The organism is Prochlorococcus marinus CUG1417 (assembly GCF_017695975.1).
GTDB classification, from domain to species: Bacteria; Cyanobacteriota; Cyanobacteriia; order PCC-6307; family Cyanobiaceae; genus Prochlorococcus_A; species Prochlorococcus_A marinus_AG.
Genome location: NZ_JAAORN010000001.1, coordinates 594,101 through 610,860, shown reverse-complemented (window position 1 = coordinate 610,860; position 16,760 = coordinate 594,101). Strand labels below are relative to the sequence as shown.

Sequence of the window (16,760 nt, the reverse complement as noted above, 5' to 3'; positions counted from 1 at the left end):
GCTTTCTTGCAAATTAGAAAAATTATCAATTATTAAAATATTTATTAATAATTTTCAATACATTGATATAGCTGGGATTTTTTTTAGAAATTTGATTACTATATTTATTTTTTTTAAATGCGTTTTGCTTTTTGTTAATAAATAATTTCTTGTAAAAGTTTTCAATATCATTAAAAAAATAATCTCCTTTTAATTTTTCATTTAGTTCGAAAGATAATTCAGATTTCACAGATTCTTGACAAAAATTAGTGATTTCTTCTGAACTAATTAAAACCTTATAAATTTCTTTTTTTTCTTCTGAATTAGCGTTAAAGCATAAATAAATCAGATTAATCATTGAACAATTGTTATTTTTGATTTTGAATTCTTTACAAATGTCTGGCCAAAATTTTAAAGATTTTAGACCTTCTAAACCTCCTTGACTGAGAGAGTATTTATTACACCAATTTACAAATTCTGAGACATCTTTTGGACATCTTTTGAGTTGCAAAAGCATATCTGATAAAACTTGTCCTGCTTGAAAATTCCTTGTTGGTTTTCCTTCAGTTGGTAGAGTCATACTCCCTAAGACATCAGCCTTAACAGCATTTAATTGAGAAAAAGTATAATCTCCTTTTTCACAAAATTTATCATTAATTATTTCCCTTGCACTAATTATTTCTTCACCATAACCAAGTTCTTTTAATGAAAGATATTTATTCTCGAATTTATTTTCTTTTCTAACTTTTATTGATACTGATGCAGCCTGATCTAAACATTGAGTTAACAAAATAGTATTAATGGTAGGCAGCATTCCTGGCTTATCGGAATGAAAGTTATTTACAAAACCTGCAAATATTGATGAGATATTTTTTATTGATTTTATATATTGACATTCAATATTGTGAACTCCAGGAGAAACTTGAATTTTCGGTGATAATTGATTCAAAATGCGTGCTCCTATTAATGCTGTTAGGGCATTAGGATGGCAGAAATTTGCAGTAAAACTATCATTAGGATTTCGTAAAGCTCCGTGACGATGAAATCCTGTAAAAAAAGCTAAATTTGGATATTTATTACAAAGAATAAAAGGGTTTTTATTTTTATTATCAATACAAAAAGACCCGACTAGACAGCCAAGAACCACATTTTCTCTTTTTAAATATTTTCTGAGTTCTAAAGCATTTTTAACGTCATCTTGTATGTGATTACTATTTGAAGCAAGAATAACTATCTCACATTTCAAGAGAAGATCTTTTAGATCAAAAGACTTTATTTTTCCCTCTGCAGAATAATTTCCCATTCTCTTAATCTTTTCAATAATCTCATTATCCATATCAGAAATAACATCATTTGAGAAAGCACCTAACAAATCTCTATCTTCCCTAGGAGCCAAGAGAATATTATTTGATTTTCCATGCATAGCACAGTTGTATGCTAATGATGCAGGATATAAACCAACACTGTAAAATCCAACTTTGCTATTCTCTAAATCTTCAATCAATGAATAAAAATATTTTTCATCTTTGATGTTTTCTACGAAATTATTCTTCATTTTTGGAAACATTGATAATTTTTTTAATTTCTTACCCATACCAACATTTTTCTACATTAAAGCAATTTCTGACCATAGCAAATTATTTATTGAAAATATTGAGTTTTTTAATTTATAATTCCTGAGAAAGTGTAAATTAAATTAAAGAAAAATAATTATAAATATGGAATATATGGCAAGTAATTTAAATGAACAAAAACAATTAATTTCTTCTAAAAATATCTTATTTATTCAAGACATTGACGGAGTTTGTATCCCTTTAGTTAAAGATCCAATGACTAGAGAATTAGAATCAAAATATATATATGCAGTAAAAGAATTTGCCGAGGAATTCTTTGTATTAACTTGCGGGGAACATGAAGGTCCAAGAGGAGTTAACAGAATAATAGAGAGGAGTTTAAGCAGCACTACTGAGCCTAAAAACAAAGAACTATATTTAAGAGGTTTAGCCGCCTGTGGAGTAGAGTATCAAGACAGTAATGGTGAAATAAGTTTTGAAGGGGTCTCAAAAAAAGAACTTAGTTTTTTATCTAAAGTACCTAGTTTAATAAGACCTAAATTTAATTATATAGTTAAGAATATTTTTCCTGAACTTAGCCAAGAGGATATCAATTTTCACGCAGTAAAATCAATATGTGAAACACGCTTCTCGCCAACGATTAATTTCAATAGTTTATTTGATTTAGTTTATGAAGATTCTGATAAAAGAAAACTTATTCAAATTAGTTTTGAAAAAATGATGAATGAAATCATTTTAAAAGCTGAATCCGAGGGCCTCAAAAACTCATTTTTCCTTCATATTTCTCCAAATTTAGGTAATAAAAATGGTAGAGAAATAATTAAACTTTCTTCTCAAGATGATATTGGATCAACAGACATACAATTACTTATTAAAGGAGCAGTTAAAGATTCCGGAGTTTTATTTCTTTTGAATAAATTTATTTCGGATAAAACTGGTAAGGCTCCTTTCGGAAGAAATTTTAATTTTAGAAACTCTCCAAATTCTGTTACGGAAAAAATTGATTTATGCAAAAGAACTATTCAAAAAGAAGATATGCCTTTGATTGTAGGAGTTGGTGACACAGTTACATCAAAAAAAAATAATGATGAGAAAAGTTATTCAAGAGGAGGAAGTGACAGGTCTTTTCTAGAATTAATACAAGTATTAGGTAATGAATTTGGGATTAAGAATAAAATAATTTTTGTAGATAGTAGTTCTGGTGAAGTTGAAAGACCCTCAACAAAAAAAACTGGTTTAATAGGCATCAGTGACGTTTATGACAATTTAAAATTTGATATAGTTTTTAAAAATGGTCCCAAGGAATACATAAGTTGGTTTATTGAACTTGCTAATGAGAGATCAAACTTTAAAAAAAATAGTTGACTTTTTTATTTTTGAATGACAATTTATAAATAATAGATTCATGAAAGAAAAATTCCCCTCAATATATAAAGAACCTATAGAAACATTGCAAATTAACATAGGTTATAAATGCAATCAGGCTTGTAAGCATTGTCATGTCAATTCGAGTCCCCTAAGGACTGAAAAGATGTCCAATGAAATGATATCTCTTATTCCAAAGATAATTGAAAAATACAAAATTAAGACTTTAGATATTACAGGTGGTGCTCCAGAACTACACCCAAAATTTAAAAACCTAATAACCAGCTTGAATACAAAACAAGTTGATATTATTGATAGGTGCAATTTGACAATTTTTTTTGAAGAAGGTTATGAAGATCTTCCTCAATTTCTTGCAAAAAATAAAGTGATTGTTACTGCTTCGCTACCTTGTTATGAAAAAAATAATGTTGATTTTCAAAGGGGTTTTGGCGTTTTTGAAAAAAGTATTAATGCCATAAAAATTCTTAATAATTTAGGATATGGAAAGAAAGAAAATGGATTACAATTAAACCTTGTTTACAATCCTGTAAGCCCAATTCTTCCTCCTTCTCAGGAAATATTGGAGAGAGATTATAAAAAAATTCTATTCGAAAAATACAATATCGTTTTTAATAATTTATACACAATAACTAATATGCCAATAAATAGATATGAAGAATCTCTTAGAAGAGAAGGGAAACTAAATACTTATTACAAATTACTAAAAGAAAATTTTAATGAAAAAAATTTAGAAAATCTAATGTGTAAGAAGACAATTAGCGTAAATTGGCTAGGAGAAATTTATGATTGTGACTTTAACCAACAGCTAAATTTCCGAGAGAATAAAGGACCAAAGACACTTTTTGATCTGTTGGATGAATCATTTACTTTTGACTACAGTGTGGCTGTAAAAGAACATTGTTTTGCTTGCACTGCAGGTGCAGGGTCAAGTTGCGGAGGGACTTTAAGTTAAAACCTGCTAAATGCAATTGGGACAAATTGCTCTTACATTTAAAGAGGATTCAATTAGTTTAAAACCATTAACTTTTGCTGCAACTTTGCCTGCTTCTAAAACCTCATCATTTTCGAATTCTTCTGTTCTTCCACACCTAATGCAAATCAAATGATGATGATCCGGTGTGTCGTTACTAAGCAATTCATATCTATGTCCACCCTCACTGAGTTCTAACTCATGAAGCAAACCCATTTGTACTAAAAGTCTTAAAGTTCTATAAATTGTTGCTAGTGAAACTTTGGAGCTTGTTTTAACTAACTTTTCGTGAACCTCTTCAGCACTAAGATGCTTACCAGAGCCAATATTTTCAAATAAATTAAGAACCTTTAACCTCTGAGGAGTTAATCTCTTCCCATCTTTATGTAATCCATCACCAAGAGGAGATGTGATGACTTTGTATTGAGAAGATAATGACAAAATTAACCATTAGCTATTCTCAATAATAACTCTAGATGAGAGTAAAACAACTTATTGATTTAAAATGTTTACTAAAGTTCTTCAAAACATTATGTTAAATGTATCTTTATGTGTAAATGATGAATGATCAAGAAATCTCTTCTGAAAAATTATCATCGAAAGTAAACGCCTTGATAATTATTGATATTCAGGAAAAAATAATAAGACCAATTTTTAATAAGGATTCAATAATCAAAAACATTAAAAAGCTAATAAATGCTTACCAAATTTTAGAAGAAAATATATTTATATCTGAACAGAATCCGCTCAAATTGGGAGTAACGATACCTGAATTATCACCCATAGCAGGATTTAGAAAATTTGAAAAAATGGAATTCAGCCTAGCTAAATTAGACGATTTTTTAAAAGAACTTAAAGATAAGAAAATTACTAATTTGATAGTTTGTGGGATCGAAACGCATATTTGTATTCAACAAACAGTCTTAGATTGTTTACAAAAAGGATTTGAAGTTATTCTCATATCAGATTCCATGGGAAGTCGAAATAGGGCAGATCATGAAATAGCATTACAAAGAATGGCTCAGAGTGGGGCGCTCTTAACAACAACGGAATCAATAATTTTTGAATTATGCAAAACTGCTGATAGAGAAGAATTTAAAGAAATTAGAAACATAATAATGAGTTAAAGAAAAATAAAGACTGGCTTGTTCTTTAGAGATAATTTAAAATTTTATTAGCGATAAATTTTAAGAGTTTATTTGAATATGAAATTAGTTACTGAAAACTTCCTTCTGGCAATATCTATTTTTTTTATTGGAACTTTATTGTCGATAATAATTTCAAAAGTTTCAAAAATATTTTTTAAAAAGATTTCCAAAAGAACCAAAACAAATTTCGATGATTTTATTTTTGATGTGATCTCTGGAATTATAAAACCTATAGGTTTCCTCCTCTCATTTTATTTTTCAATTGACTATTTTTTTGCTGATGAAACAACTTTCATCTCTGTCTTATTGAATATTTTGAAATTATTTATATTAATAATCATCATAAAAGCTCTAAACAAAGTTTTAATAAGATCTTTAACAGAATCGACCTCGAAAATTAATGATTCCTCAATTAGTTCAATGGTATCTTCACTAACTCCATTGATAAAAGCACTAACATGGACTATTGGCTCAATTTTTTTCTTACAAAATATAGGCGTTCAAATGACTGCTATTTGGGCTTTACTAAGTGCAGGAGGTATTGGAGCAGGATTAGCTTTGAAAGATCCAGTTCAGGAGTTCTTTGAATATATAACAATTTTGCTTGATAAACCTTTTCAAAAAGGTGAGTTTATAAAATCTGATGGAGTCCTCGGAATGGTTGAGAGAGTGGGAGTACGATCATCAAGGATAAGAAGTATTAATGGAGAAGTAATAGTAATGAGCAACAGCGCCCTTACAAATGGAATAATTTCAAATTACGCACAAATGGAAAAAAGAAGGTTAGTGCATAAATTGGGAGTTGTTTATGAAACTTCTCCAAAACTTATGAAATTGATTCCAGTAATAATTAAAAAAATAGTTGAAGAGACAAAAGATGCGTCTTTTGATAGATGTCATTTCACAGATTTCGGCGACTTCAGTCTTAATTTCGAACTAGTTTATTACATCCCAACAAATAATTATCTCGCCGCAATGGAAGCTCAACAATCTATAAATTTAAGAATTATTGAGGAATTTGCGGTTAATAATATAGAGTTTGCATTCCCAACACAAACCTTAAATATTGAAAGTAACAAAGCCAAATGATCTACAAATTTCTTCACTTAAAATCCAGAGTTTTGAAGCCAGCTCAGAATTATTTGCCTCATCACTAACCTTACTTTCAACTAATTTATGTTTTTTAAAAGATATAAGTTTATTACTTAAATGAACGTAACCAATATTATTTAAATTTGAATCAAAAACAATTTCAGAAAGTATCTTACCAGCATTTTCTATACTTTCAGAAATTCCTAAAATATTTTTTGCAGCTTTAGAAAAAATTAAATATCCAAAGAGGTTAAAACGCTTACTATATCTAAAAAACCCTAGATCATCATTTGGTATTACTAGACCAGGAGCCCAAGTAATTACAGAAATTTTACTAGAGGAAATTTTTAATTTTTTTTCAAGTTCTTTAGCAAACAAAATATTACATAACTTACTATTTTTATAAGCTTCATCAGCATTAAAATTTAAAAATTGCCCAGTTATTTTTTTTCTTAAATTAACTAGGTTATTAAGTCCCGCTTTCTTTCCTATACTGCCACCTGAACTTTTGGGGTCGTGTACATCCGATGATGTAATAATGATCCTAGATTCTTCTTTATCTCTAATAAAATCTTTTAGGACATTTACCAAGTAAAAATGAGCAAGATGATTTACCGCAAAAGTTAGTTCTATGCCTTGTTTTGATACTTTAGGGTAAAAAGAGCCTGTATATTGCAATCCTGCATTTAAAACAAGAACATCTAAAAAAATCTTTTTACTAATAAAGTAATCTTTAATTTTTTTAATATTTTCTAGATCTGAAAGATCACAATTTTCAATAATATTTAAAAATTTACAAAGGTAATTTTTATCAAAATGTTTCTCGATTTTTCTGAGAAATTCATTTTTTCTAAATTCGTTTTTTATTACAAGATATAAAATATTTTTCGTCTTCAGTAAATTAATAATGGCAAAAAAACCTATTCCTGAATTACCTCCAGTAATTAAAATATTTTTATTTTTAATCATTTAAATTCCTATATTTTTTTTATCATAAAAAAAATAAATAAACTTTTTTATTTTGTAATCTTATAAATTATTGTTAAAACACTGAAAACTTAGGCACTAGTATTTGAGTAATTTGATTATTATTAATCTACTCCCATTATATGTATTGGATGAAAAATATAATTCTAGGCTCAGAGGTAATAATTTGTTCCATAAATTTCTTTAATCATAAGATTTATATTTAATGTTAAAAGAAAATATGACAGATGTTCTTGTTTTGGGTGCAGGGCCTGCAGGCATGGCTATTGCCTCAGCTTTAGGGAAGGAAAAATTAGACGTTGAAGTGCTTTCTCCAAATGGACCAGATGAACCTTGGCCAAATACATATGGAATTTGGGGGAAAGAAGTTGATCAACTCGGGCTTCAGGATTTACTTGAATATAGATGGAAGAATACTGTAAGTTTTTTTGGGCATGGTGCTTTAGAAGAGCAGGACGACGAGAATAAAGCCACGGAACATTCACTAGATTATGGACTATTTGATAAGAAGAAACTCCACAATTATTGGTTTAACGAATGCAATAAATCTTTTATTAAATGGCATCAAGGCTTTGCAAACAAAATACATTTTGAAAAATACAAAAGTATAGTAACTACAAAAGATGGCAAAACTTACTCTGCAAGATTAGTAGTAGATGCAACAGGGTATGATCCTGTTTTTCTTAAATTAAAATCCTGTGGTCCCTTAGCAGTCCAAACTTGTTATGGGATAGTAGGTAATTTTAGTAAACCTCCACTTAAGAAAGGGCAGTTTGTATTAATGGACTATAGAAATGACCATCTTAATGATGAGCAAAAAAAAGAACCGCCAACTTTTCTTTATGCCATGGATATGGGGGATGGGAAATATTTTCTTGAAGAGACATCTCTTGGTTTGGTAAATCCACTAACAATGGAAAATTTAAAAGAGAGACTAGAGAAGAGGCTTTCTTATCGAAATATATCAATCACAAGCATGCAGCATGAAGAGCTTGGCTTATTTCTTCCTATGAATATGCCAATACCAGATTTCAAACAACAAATACTTGGGTATGGTGGTGCTGCTTCAATGGTACATCCTGCATCTGGATATTTAATTGGTAATGTTTTAAGAAGAGCTCCACTTGTTGCCAAGGCAGTCTCAGAAGCAATTAAAAACAAAAATCTAAGTACCTATCACATTGCTAGAAAAGGTTGGGAAACTTTATGGTCAAAAGAATTAATTAGGAAGAAATCACTTTACCAATTTGGATTAGAAAAACTCATGAGGTTTGATGAGAAACTATTGAGAGAATTTTTTGGCAGTTTTTTCCAACTACCTAAAAATCAATGGTATGGGTTTCTAACTGATACTCTTTCTTTAAAAGAGATTGTTTATGCTATGTGCGTAATGTTTATTAAGGCTCCATGGAGTGTAAAGAAAGGTCTTATGATTATGCATGGCAGAGAATTTAAAATGTTACTTAGGATAATATTTCCAAACATATAGTTAAAAAATGAGAACCATATTAATAAGTGGAGCCAATAGAGGTATTGGACTGAATATTGCACATAAAGAATTAAAAGAAGGCAATAGAATCAGTGTTGGCATAAGAGATTTAGAATCATTAAAAGGAAGCGCTATTGATCCAAAAAAATGGCCGGAGGGGAAAATTATAATCAATCACTATGATGCTTTAAAAAAAATTACAGCCAAAAATTGGATAAAGAATACCGTAGATGAATTTGGAGGATTTGATTCAGTAATAAATTGTTCTGGAGTATTATCGAAAGTTCCTTTCTTATACAAAGATGGTGATGAAGAAGATATTTTAAATACATTAAATATCAATTTTTTGGCAATTTGGCATTTGTGTAGGCTTTCTTGGGATCATTTATGTACCTCTGGAAGAGGAAGAATTATTGTTTTAGTTTCAATGAGTGGGAAAAGATCCAAAGGTGATTTAGCCGCTTATTCTTCTTCAAAGTTTGCTTTGATGGGATTATGCCAAACCATGAAAAATAAAGGTTGGGATAAAAATATAAGGATTTCTGCAATTTGCCCAAGCTGGGTTAATACAAAAATGGCCCAAAATATCTCTTCTTTAGACAAATCAAGCATGACACAACCTGAAGATATTGCTGAAATATGCTCAACTATTCTTAAGTTACCTACCCAATCAGTTCCATTTGAAATCGCCTTAAATTGTAACTATGAAATTTAACCTAAATTAAAAATTAAGTAAGCCATTGAAAGCATTGCAATTGCAATAAATAAACCTTTTATTCGATTAGTTAACAATGAAAAAAGAGATAAATCTTCAGAAAAGTATCCGCCAAAACTACCGGTAATAAATAATATAACCATTGGTAGAGATGCCATTCCGAAAGAATAAGATATAGATCTTATAAACCCAAAATTTAAATAATTAAAAATAAAAGAACCTAATGAAAACAATAAAAAAGATGCAAATAGAGTTATAGAAACTTCAGCATCTAAAGTGTGAGGTAAGCTACCCTTTAATTCAAATTGCTTTTTACATTCTCTAATTTGTCTTTTAGAAAGCTTTAAATAACCAGTTTCAGGAATTCTTTGCGACTTATATTTTCTTAGTAATCTTGCTTCAAGAGTTTCTGGCTCCTTAGTCATAATTGATGTTAATAATTCATCTGGCTTTAATTTTTTAATTTTCTTTTCAAGATTATCTGTTTTCCCAATCCTATAAAGGTCTCCTACTCTAATTAGGTAAACATATCCCGACATTTGCGTTGTAAAATTAATACTGTTCCTAATTAAATAATACTAAAAGAATTAGGGAAATTAAAAGTTTTTACAATATGAAAAACGATATTTTATATTCATTTCGAAGATGTCCATATGCAATTCGTGCAAGATGGGCCCTTTTAATTTGCGAAATAAAAGTAGAGATAAGAGAAATTGATTTAAAAAATAAACCTTTAGATTTTTTAAATAATTCAAAGTCGAAAACGGTTCCAATACTGATAAAAAAAAATAGTGAAGTTATTGAAGAAAGTCTTGAAATTATGATGTGGGCTCTCTCAGAGTCGAAAAAGGAAAACATCAAATTAATTTATTTTCCTGAGAGCAAAAAAGAAGATATTTTTGAAATTATTAATGAAAACGATAACGAATTCAAATATCATTTAGATCGATTTAAATATGCCACACGATATAAAGATAGTGATGAAGAATTTCATTTCACAAATGCTATTAAATTTATAAAGAGATGGAACGAACTACTTGCAGAAAACAGATATTTTTTTGGAGATAGCCCGACAATCGCTGATTGGTCTGTTTGGCCTTTTGTAAGACAATTTAGAATCGCTTGTGAAAGTCAAAAAAGGATAAATTATTTTGAACCCGCAATAAAAAACTGGTTAGATTCATTTGAGAAAAATAAAGAATTTAAATCCTTAATGTATAAATACGAATTATGGGAACCAAATTATAGAAAGAATTATTTTCCTTTTAATTAACTTTCTAACAACTTCCTTTTTTCAATTATTCTTGCTAACTCCAAAAAATATCCTGCGGTCCTAAATTTTCCAATATTTTTTTCCTTAAAATCAAGATCGCTTCTAATTTCTGCAGTCTCCGCCATTAGCAAATCTAAATCATTTGATCCAAGACTATACAATTCTCCTAGTTCGATTTCCCTTCCCAGCAAATGACTTCTAAACCACTTCCCTTTATTTTCTTGAGGTGGAATATCGTAGGGAGTAAATGACATTAAAATAAAATTTAGGCTAATACCATTCTAGGGTTGTTATTGAAACTTTTTCATCTCTATTTTATTAAAAATCAATGCAATAAAAAGAATTGCGAATGTAATTAAGGCACAAATTTCTGTCCAATAATCTAACCCAATTTTAGAAATCATTAATGGTGCAAGAACTGTGAATAGTCCACCAGAAAGAATTAACTGAGCGAAAAGCTGTTTTGACGTAAAAATTGGTAAAGTCTTAGAAAGATTTTTAGGATCTGCAAGCCTTAAAAGAAGTAACCCGGAAGCTACTACACCTGTAGAATTCCCAAACTCTATCAGGCTTTTTTCAAACCAATAATCATCAAAAATAAAGTATGCGAAATAAGCAATGCAAATTAAATTCCAAAATAAACCAAAAATAGTAAACACTAAAATAAGTATCCAATTATCAAAAACAACTGCGATATCTAAACTCGCCATAGCTGTAAAAATCAACAAATCTGTAGATAAAATACCAATCTCCCTTTGCAGAATATTTGAAATAAATTCTGTATTTTTGGTTTTCTCTAAAATATATCTTATAAGGAGCGAACCTATAAGGATAAAAGGGAATACTGGTAATGAAAAAATAATTTCCTTTGAAAAGTCACCAAAAGAACTTGAAATAGACCTTAAAAATTTAAGGAGCAAAACACCAAAAGAAATTGCCAAGCCGGCGAATCCAAGATTTATTATAAAAATTCTTAAATCCGCAAAAATTCCTATCTTATTTTTTTCCTTTGCAATATCTTTTTGTTCAAGAATTTCCTCATTATCTGAAATACCTAAAGTTCTACCAAGAAAAATAAATATACTACCCAATATTGAAGAGGATAAAAGACCCATTGTTGCCATAGCTAAACCAAGATCTAAACCATTTGGGAAACCTAGTTTATTTAAACTTTCGCCGATTATAGTTGCAGCGCCATGACCGCCCTCAAAACCCACCTCTATTAAACATCCCATTAGAGGATTTGTATCCATAGACGGAGGCAGAAAATATCTAACAACTAACCCGCCAACAAAAAACTGTCCAAAACCTAAGGAAAGAGCTAATAGAAATTGATTAAAAATTGGTTTAACTAAACCATTTATATTAGGGATAGGTCGTCCCATCATTAAAGTTGCGAAGACTAATGATAAAAGAGGAGTAGGAAAATTACTCCATACATTGATTGTTTCTTTTGGCAAAAAGTGTATCGCTCCAAATGGGCCTATAGATATCCCTAAAATTCCTGATATAACTGCTATCGGCAAGCCAAACCTCTCAAGTTGTACAGCAAGTTTAAATTTCCTCCCAAAAATCAACAAAAAAAATATTATTAATAATCCAAAAAAACTTATTAAAAGAGAATTTGAAAAAATATCTTTATTCTGTAAAGAAAAAATATTCAATGATTTCAAAAACATATAGTTCTAAATCTAAATTAATAAACAAAATTTTTCAAATAAAAAAGGCCCCTTAAAGAGGAGCCTTTTGATATGAGTAATTAAATTTAAGAATTAATCTTTAAGAGTAACTGTTGCACTATCAATATTACTGATAGCATTTGTAACTCTCTTGAAGTCAAAGCCTAGTGCTCTTAAAGCGTGCCATAGATGGCCTTGAATAAAGAAGAATCCGAAGTAGTAATGAACATTAGCTAACCACGCCCTTGAAGTGTACTCACCATCAGGAAGATCAACAGTATCAACCCAATAAGGAGAAATACTAAATTTCAATTCAAGTGGTTCACCAAAGAATTCAGTTGGATAAACTGTTGTGTTAGCTGCACTCCAGAAGGCTGCAATAATAGCCATCCAGCCTATTCCAGCTAATGACCATGAGAGGACAGCTTCTGCGGAGAGAAGACCTTTACCTTTGAATTTGGTATATTCACCAACTTGCTTAGTAGCAATATGCCAAGCACCACCAGTAATCTCAACGAAAGCAAGGAAAGCATGACCTCCCATTACTTCTTCAAGACTATCAATAGTCAAAAAGTCTGTCTGGTGATTCCAAATTTTGGCCAAATTTAATTCATACTCAACCTGTCTTACAGAACCAATAGCTGGATCATAAATTCCATGCACTCTTGCCCATTCAACAAAAGCAATAACTGCGAAACCAAGAATAATTAGATGGTGACCAAGAATAAATGTCAATTTGTCAGGATTATCCCATTCAATATTGAATTTTCTAGCTCTTGCCACGTCTGAATCTTCAAGATTTCCAGGAAGAAGTAAAGAATGTAAAAGTCCCCCTGCTGCTAAAACCATAGAAGAGACTAAGTGAACTATTGCTATCGCTAGAACAGGTTTAGTATCTCCCATAGCAACGCCATTAGCATCGAACCCTATTCCAAGAGTTGCTAAATGAGGAAGAACGATTAGAGGTTGATGACCCATTGGGACGCTTGGGTCAAATCGTGAAAGTTCAAAAAGGGTGAATGCACCCGCCCAGAAAACAATTAATCCTGCATGAGCTACATGAGCAGCAATGAATTTTCCTGAGCGATTCGCTACACCTGAATTACCAGCCCACCATCCATAGGTAGTATCTGGATTTCCATAGGTTTGCATTTAGGAATTGATTAGCTTAAACGTTTTGAGAATACTTTATATTTCACCAAACAGTTGAATTAATAACAAAATTGTAAAGGTTAGTAATCCTAGTAATTATTAAACAAAAAATCTTTATAAGGCAATCCAACAGCAAAGAAGGTAGATTTAATGAAGAAAAATTATTCTTAGAGATATAAGTTTCATAAAATAAACCATTATTTTCCAATTCAAATAATTTTAATAAATTTCATTTTGCTGACATTAAACGATGTTTTGTTTCATTAAACCATCCTATTTATTGCCTCATTCTCAAACAATTATTAAATATGAGATGAGACATCTAATATTATGACTACTTCTCAAGAGTCTTCTAGAAAATTATCACTAGAAATGAAATCTGAAGTTCATTACAAAAAGGCTGCAAAATCCTACAGAAAATCAAAACAATATATAAATATGATTAGCTTATATCCAACTTTGCAAAATACCCTAATTGAGTGTAAGGATGAGAACCTAATAGAATAAAGATTTGGAATATTTCCCAAATTAATAAAAAAATATATTATTTTTTAGGCTGCAATAATATAGTTTTCTTCAGAATAAAATTTATTAATTATTTGTCTGCACATTTTTATATTGTAAAGCGCTTTGGGTTTCCAAGGTTTTTTCTGCCCGAGTGGAGAGCTTTTCCAATGAATTCCAGGCTTGAGTATTCCATTTTCACGTAAAAAAGAAAGTTTGATTTCAGTTATTCCCAGCTTTTCCGCGGTCAACTCAGATGAGCTCCACACATCCCCTAACATTGAATTAAATAAATATTATTAATCCTTGATAACGTTAATTTTATTTTTTTGAAAGGGGTAAAACTTTTAAATAATTATTAAGTAACAAAAAAACTAGTATTTACAAAGAAAAGAGATTTTAAAGATTTAAATAAAATTAAGAAATATTAAATAAAGAATCTTCATTAATAAATATCTCATCAATACCCTCTTCTTTATTGCTGGATTTATAGTTAACGTATTCTACTGTAATCGATTGATGCTTTGAAAGATTGATCCAACCCTTGTCCCAATTTCCACTATTTATTAATTCTTCGTAAGTAATTTTAAAGCTAATTTCAGAATCAATTACAGAAACCATCAAAAAAATAATATTACCTTCTTCTTTAACCTCATTTACCAAAACAAAATGTCTTAATCCCTTTATGGGTTTCTTGGAAGTCCAGAATTTTTCCATAATTATTTTTTCTTAATGTTTTCACCCGAATTTTCTCTAGATATTTTTTTATATTCTTTTCTAATTTCGTCTAATAAAAGTTTCCTTCTATCCTTATAGTCAACAGAATCTTGTTTTGATAAGTTGTAACGTTCTTTTTTGGTTAAATTCATCCAATTATTAAGATTCTTCTTACTGAAAATTGTTAATCTTTTAGCCTTCAAAATTTTTTGTTTTCTATTTGATTTAAGAAAATTCCTAAAGTTGAAAAAAATAATTATAAAAAGAAAAATTATTACTAACTTCAAAAGCATCACTTCGCGAGTAAGTTATAAGTAATCCACTTTTCTAATTTAGTATCATTGTCAAAAGATATAACCTCTTCTTTATTACCATTTCCTGATTGATCAAAAAGCCTGATAGTAAATTCTCTTTTAGCTGCCTCATCATCACCAATTAAAACAATACTTTTTGAGTTTAGTTTATTTGCCTTTTTAAATTGTTTAGAAAATGAGGCTCCACTTAAATCCAATTCAACTATCAAATCATAATTTCTTAATTTTCTAGATATATCCATAGCCAATGATTCAGCAATTAAGCCTTTATTAATAATATAAATATCGGTATTTCTTGGAACTTCAAGCTCTTTCCCTGCCAGTAAAATCAATCTTTCTAGACCAATCGCAAATCCAATTGCCGGGGTATTTGGGCCTCCCATTTGTTTAATTAAATCATCATATCTTCCTCCCCCGCAAACTGTAGCTTGGGAGCCAAGAGCACCACTAGTAATTTCAAAAGCTGTATGGGTGTAATAATCTAAACCTCTTACTAAATTAAAATTTTCCACATAAGGTATTTTTAAAACCTCTAATTGTTTTTTTAAGTCTGAATATCTTTTTTGACTTTTTTCAGACAAAAAATTAAATAATTTTGGAGCATTTTCAAGAACTTTTTTTGTTTGAATATTTTTAGAATCCAAAATCCTCAAAGGATTTTTATTAATCCTATTCTGAGAATCTAAATCTAGAGAATTTTTATTTATTTCTAGCCATTTTAAAAAGGATTTTTGAAAATTTGATCTGTCATTACTATCGCCTAACGTATTTATTTCAAGATTAAGTTCTTTTATTCCTAATTTACCCAAGATATCCCAAGCTAAAGCAATAATTTCAACATCACTTCTTACTGAATCGTGTCCTATAAACTCAACACCTAACTGATGAAACTGTCTTTGCCTGCCTGCTTGAGGTCTTTCGTATCGAAACATAGGTCCCATATACCAAAGTTTTTGAAGAGGATTAGAAGATATTCCATTTTGTATTAATGCGCGTGCCACTGAGGCTGTTCCTTCAGGTCTAAGAGTGCAGGATCTCTCCCCCCTATCAAGAAATGTATACATTTCCTTACTGACAACATCTGTCCCTTCACCAATTCCTCTTATAAATAATTCGGTCATTTCCAATATTGGTGTTCTTATTTCTTTTATGGATGCTCTTGCAAGCTGCTCTAATAAAACTTTTTCAACGTTTTGCCACTTTATTAATTGATCAGGCAATAGATCGACTGTTCCTCTAAGATTTTTTAGGTTATCCAAAGTTCTAGAAAATAATTCAAAATTTTTAATTCAAATAGAAATTAATTTTTGATCGGTTGTTCTGTGAGATAATTTTAATTTAACATTTAGAAAAACTATTGGAAATTAATAAAAATAAAGAGAATCAGCATTGCGGTACAAAACCAAAAAAAATTGCTTTTGGAATAGCGCCACTAGGTATAGTTTCAATAGGAATAGTGCCAATGGGAGTAATAAGTATTGGAATAGTCCCGATGGGAGTATTTTCTTTTGGGGCAGTAGCAATGGGAATAGTCAATTTATCAATAGTAGGGATGGGAATCATCTCTGCGGGTGTAACGACTATGGGGATATGGGAGTATTCACCTAATTCTCAAAACAACCATCATAATCATTCCAAACAAATTTCAAACTCAAGTAAAGAAAATATTATGTCAGATCTATTTAACTCTAAACAAGAAGCTGAAAAGGCTGCCTCAAAATACGGATGTATTGGAGCACATAAAATGGGTAATAAATGGATGCCCTGTAAGACGCACTAGA

The 16,760-nt window shown here is 30.0% G+C and carries 20 protein-coding genes; 9 read left to right on the top strand and 11 right to left on the bottom strand.

Annotated features, from left to right (window positions below; genetic code table 11):
- Positions 1 to 25: 25 nt before the first annotated feature.
- Positions 26 to 1,534 carry a hypothetical protein gene (locus HA140_RS03400; protein ID WP_209039735.1) on the bottom strand — a complete coding sequence of 503 codons (1,509 nt, stop codon included), beginning with the start codon at positions 1,532 to 1,534 and terminating at the stop codon, positions 26 to 28.
- Positions 1,535 to 1,697: 163 nt separating this feature from the next.
- Here HA140_RS03400 and stpA point away from each other — a divergent pair, with 163 nt between their 5' ends.
- Complete coding sequence (gene stpA, locus HA140_RS03395; RefSeq protein WP_209039734.1) at positions 1,698 to 2,918, top strand: glucosylglycerol 3-phosphatase; 1,221 nt, start codon at positions 1,698 to 1,700, stop codon at positions 2,916 to 2,918.
- A 40-nt stretch (positions 2,919 to 2,958) separates the two neighbouring features.
- Entirely contained in the window at positions 2,959 to 3,891 is a 933-nt protein-coding gene (arsS, locus tag HA140_RS03390) for an arsenosugar biosynthesis radical SAM (seleno)protein ArsS (RefSeq protein ID WP_209039733.1), read from the top strand.
- Positions 3,892 to 3,897: 6 nt separating this feature from the next.
- Here the strand turns inward: arsS and HA140_RS03385 are convergent, their stop codons facing one another.
- The gene (locus HA140_RS03385; RefSeq protein WP_025906563.1) at positions 3,898 to 4,350 is read right to left on the bottom strand and encodes a Fur family transcriptional regulator; all 453 of its coding nucleotides are present in this window, start codon (positions 4,348 to 4,350) and stop codon (positions 3,898 to 3,900) included.
- A gap of 119 nt (positions 4,351 to 4,469) precedes the next feature.
- Between HA140_RS03385 and HA140_RS03380 the strand changes: the two genes are divergently transcribed.
- Together HA140_RS03380 and HA140_RS03375 are read left to right on the top strand one after the other, a co-directional pair.
- A complete protein-coding gene (locus tag HA140_RS03380; RefSeq protein WP_374938796.1) occupies positions 4,470 to 5,036 on the top strand; it encodes an isochorismatase family protein in 567 nt (188 codons plus the stop codon).
- A gap of 78 nt (positions 5,037 to 5,114) precedes the next feature.
- Positions 5,115 to 6,146, top strand: a complete 1,032-nt coding sequence (locus tag HA140_RS03375) for a mechanosensitive ion channel family protein (protein ID WP_209039731.1) — start codon at positions 5,115 to 5,117, stop codon at positions 6,144 to 6,146.
- On the opposite strand, the gene HA140_RS03370 is transcribed toward HA140_RS03375, so the two are convergent.
- The gene (locus tag HA140_RS03370) at positions 6,117 to 7,118 is read right to left on the bottom strand and encodes an SDR family NAD(P)-dependent oxidoreductase (protein ID WP_209039730.1); all 1,002 of its coding nucleotides are present in this window, start codon (positions 7,116 to 7,118) and stop codon (positions 6,117 to 6,119) included. The two genes, HA140_RS03375 and HA140_RS03370, sit on opposite strands and share 30 nt — an antisense overlap.
- Before the next feature lie 223 nt (positions 7,119 to 7,341).
- On the opposite strand from HA140_RS03370, the gene crtL reads away from it, so the two are divergent.
- Positions 7,342 to 8,625, top strand: coding sequence for a lycopene beta cyclase (gene crtL / locus HA140_RS03365; RefSeq protein WP_209039729.1), 1,284 nt, complete (start codon positions 7,342 to 7,344; stop codon positions 8,623 to 8,625).
- Between the two features lie 7 nt (positions 8,626 to 8,632).
- Positions 8,633 to 9,340 (top strand): SDR family NAD(P)-dependent oxidoreductase, encoded by a 708-nt coding sequence (locus HA140_RS03360; RefSeq protein WP_209039728.1) that lies wholly within the window; start codon positions 8,633 to 8,635, stop codon positions 9,338 to 9,340.
- On the opposite strand, the gene HA140_RS03355 is transcribed toward HA140_RS03360, so the two are convergent.
- On the bottom strand, positions 9,337 to 9,879 hold the full coding sequence (locus tag HA140_RS03355) for a GIY-YIG nuclease family protein (protein WP_032515764.1): 543 nt from the start codon (positions 9,877 to 9,879) through the stop codon (positions 9,337 to 9,339). The genes HA140_RS03360 and HA140_RS03355 overlap by 4 nt on opposite strands.
- Before the next feature lie 74 nt (positions 9,880 to 9,953).
- Here HA140_RS03355 and HA140_RS03350 point away from each other — a divergent pair, with 74 nt between their 5' ends.
- Positions 9,954 to 10,613, top strand: coding sequence for a glutathione S-transferase (locus tag HA140_RS03350; protein ID WP_209039727.1), 660 nt, complete (start codon positions 9,954 to 9,956; stop codon positions 10,611 to 10,613).
- On the opposite strand, the gene HA140_RS03345 is transcribed toward HA140_RS03350, so the two are convergent.
- The 3 genes from HA140_RS03345 to HA140_RS03335 all read right to left on the bottom strand — a co-directional run bounded on the left by HA140_RS03345 (position 10,610) and on the right by HA140_RS03335 (position 13,444).
- Complete coding sequence (locus tag HA140_RS03345; RefSeq protein ID WP_011862645.1) at positions 10,610 to 10,867, bottom strand: hypothetical protein; 258 nt, start codon at positions 10,865 to 10,867, stop codon at positions 10,610 to 10,612. The genes HA140_RS03350 and HA140_RS03345 overlap by 4 nt on opposite strands.
- A 36-nt stretch (positions 10,868 to 10,903) precedes the next feature.
- Positions 10,904 to 12,292: a sodium:solute symporter gene (locus tag HA140_RS03340; protein ID WP_209039726.1), complete on the bottom strand. Its 1,389-nt coding sequence runs from the start codon at positions 12,290 to 12,292 to the stop codon at positions 10,904 to 10,906.
- A gap of 93 nt (positions 12,293 to 12,385) precedes the next feature.
- A complete protein-coding gene (locus HA140_RS03335) occupies positions 12,386 to 13,444 on the bottom strand; it encodes a chlorophyll a/b binding light-harvesting protein (protein WP_011818131.1) in 1,059 nt (352 codons plus the stop codon).
- A gap of 330 nt (positions 13,445 to 13,774) precedes the next feature.
- On the opposite strand from HA140_RS03335, the gene HA140_RS03330 reads away from it, so the two are divergent.
- Entirely contained in the window at positions 13,775 to 13,951 is a 177-nt protein-coding gene (locus HA140_RS03330) for a hypothetical protein (RefSeq protein ID WP_209039725.1), read from the top strand.
- 44 nt (positions 13,952 to 13,995) lie between these two features.
- Here the strand turns inward: HA140_RS03330 and HA140_RS03325 are convergent, their stop codons facing one another.
- From HA140_RS03325 to hisS, 4 genes are all read right to left on the bottom strand, one after another.
- Positions 13,996 to 14,229: a hypothetical protein gene (locus HA140_RS03325; RefSeq protein WP_209039724.1), complete on the bottom strand. Its 234-nt coding sequence runs from the start codon at positions 14,227 to 14,229 to the stop codon at positions 13,996 to 13,998.
- A 136-nt stretch (positions 14,230 to 14,365) separates the two neighbouring features.
- Positions 14,366 to 14,665, bottom strand: coding sequence for a TIGR02450 family Trp-rich protein (locus HA140_RS03320; protein ID WP_209039723.1), 300 nt, complete (start codon positions 14,663 to 14,665; stop codon positions 14,366 to 14,368).
- Between the two features lie 2 nt (positions 14,666 to 14,667).
- Entirely contained in the window at positions 14,668 to 14,817 is a 150-nt protein-coding gene (locus HA140_RS09370; protein WP_245156184.1) for a hypothetical protein, read from the bottom strand.
- A gap of 140 nt (positions 14,818 to 14,957) precedes the next feature.
- A complete protein-coding gene (gene hisS / locus HA140_RS03310) occupies positions 14,958 to 16,238 on the bottom strand; it encodes a histidine--tRNA ligase (protein ID WP_209039721.1) in 1,281 nt (426 codons plus the stop codon).
- Positions 16,239 to 16,336: 98 nt separating this feature from the next.
- Here hisS and HA140_RS03305 point away from each other — a divergent pair, with 98 nt between their 5' ends.
- Positions 16,337 to 16,759 (top strand): hypothetical protein, encoded by a 423-nt coding sequence (locus HA140_RS03305; RefSeq protein ID WP_209039720.1) that lies wholly within the window; start codon positions 16,337 to 16,339, stop codon positions 16,757 to 16,759.
- Position 16,760 lies beyond the last annotated feature (1 nt).

What these genes read in the sequence shown, in the direction of transcription:
- HA140_RS03400 (WP_209039735.1), bottom strand. Translation starts at nt 1,534, where the DNA reads ATGAAGAATAATTTCGTAGAAAACATCAAAGATGAAAAATATTTTTAT.
- stpA (WP_209039734.1), top strand. Translation starts at nt 1,698, where the DNA reads ATGGAATATATGGCAAGTAATTTAAATGAACAAAAACAATTAATTTCT.
- arsS (WP_209039733.1), top strand. Translation starts at nt 2,959, where the DNA reads ATGAAAGAAAAATTCCCCTCAATATATAAAGAACCTATAGAAACATTG.
- HA140_RS03380 (WP_374938796.1), top strand. Translation starts at nt 4,470, where the DNA reads ATGAATGATCAAGAAATCTCTTCTGAAAAATTATCATCGAAAGTAAAC.
- HA140_RS03375 (WP_209039731.1), top strand. Translation starts at nt 5,115, where the DNA reads ATGAAATTAGTTACTGAAAACTTCCTTCTGGCAATATCTATTTTTTTT.
- HA140_RS03370 (WP_209039730.1), bottom strand. Translation starts at nt 7,118, where the DNA reads ATGATTAAAAATAAAAATATTTTAATTACTGGAGGTAATTCAGGAATA.
- crtL (WP_209039729.1), top strand. Translation starts at nt 7,342, where the DNA reads ATGTTAAAAGAAAATATGACAGATGTTCTTGTTTTGGGTGCAGGGCCT.
- HA140_RS03360 (WP_209039728.1), top strand. Translation starts at nt 8,633, where the DNA reads ATGAGAACCATATTAATAAGTGGAGCCAATAGAGGTATTGGACTGAAT.
- HA140_RS03355 (WP_032515764.1), bottom strand. Translation starts at nt 9,879, where the DNA reads ATGTCGGGATATGTTTACCTAATTAGAGTAGGAGACCTTTATAGGATT.
- HA140_RS03350 (WP_209039727.1), top strand. Translation starts at nt 9,954, where the DNA reads ATGAAAAACGATATTTTATATTCATTTCGAAGATGTCCATATGCAATT.
- HA140_RS03345 (WP_011862645.1), bottom strand. Translation starts at nt 10,867, where the DNA reads ATGTCATTTACTCCCTACGATATTCCACCTCAAGAAAATAAAGGGAAG.
- HA140_RS03340 (WP_209039726.1), bottom strand. Translation starts at nt 12,292, where the DNA reads ATGTTTTTGAAATCATTGAATATTTTTTCTTTACAGAATAAAGATATT.
- HA140_RS03335 (WP_011818131.1), bottom strand. Translation starts at nt 13,444, where the DNA reads ATGCAAACCTATGGAAATCCAGATACTACCTATGGATGGTGGGCTGGT.
- HA140_RS03330 (WP_209039725.1), top strand. Translation starts at nt 13,775, where the DNA reads ATGACTACTTCTCAAGAGTCTTCTAGAAAATTATCACTAGAAATGAAA.
- HA140_RS03325 (WP_209039724.1), bottom strand. Translation starts at nt 14,229, where the DNA reads ATGTTAGGGGATGTGTGGAGCTCATCTGAGTTGACCGCGGAAAAGCTG.
- HA140_RS03320 (WP_209039723.1), bottom strand. Translation starts at nt 14,665, where the DNA reads ATGGAAAAATTCTGGACTTCCAAGAAACCCATAAAGGGATTAAGACAT.
- HA140_RS09370 (WP_245156184.1), bottom strand. Translation starts at nt 14,817, where the DNA reads ATGAATTTAACCAAAAAAGAACGTTACAACTTATCAAAACAAGATTCT.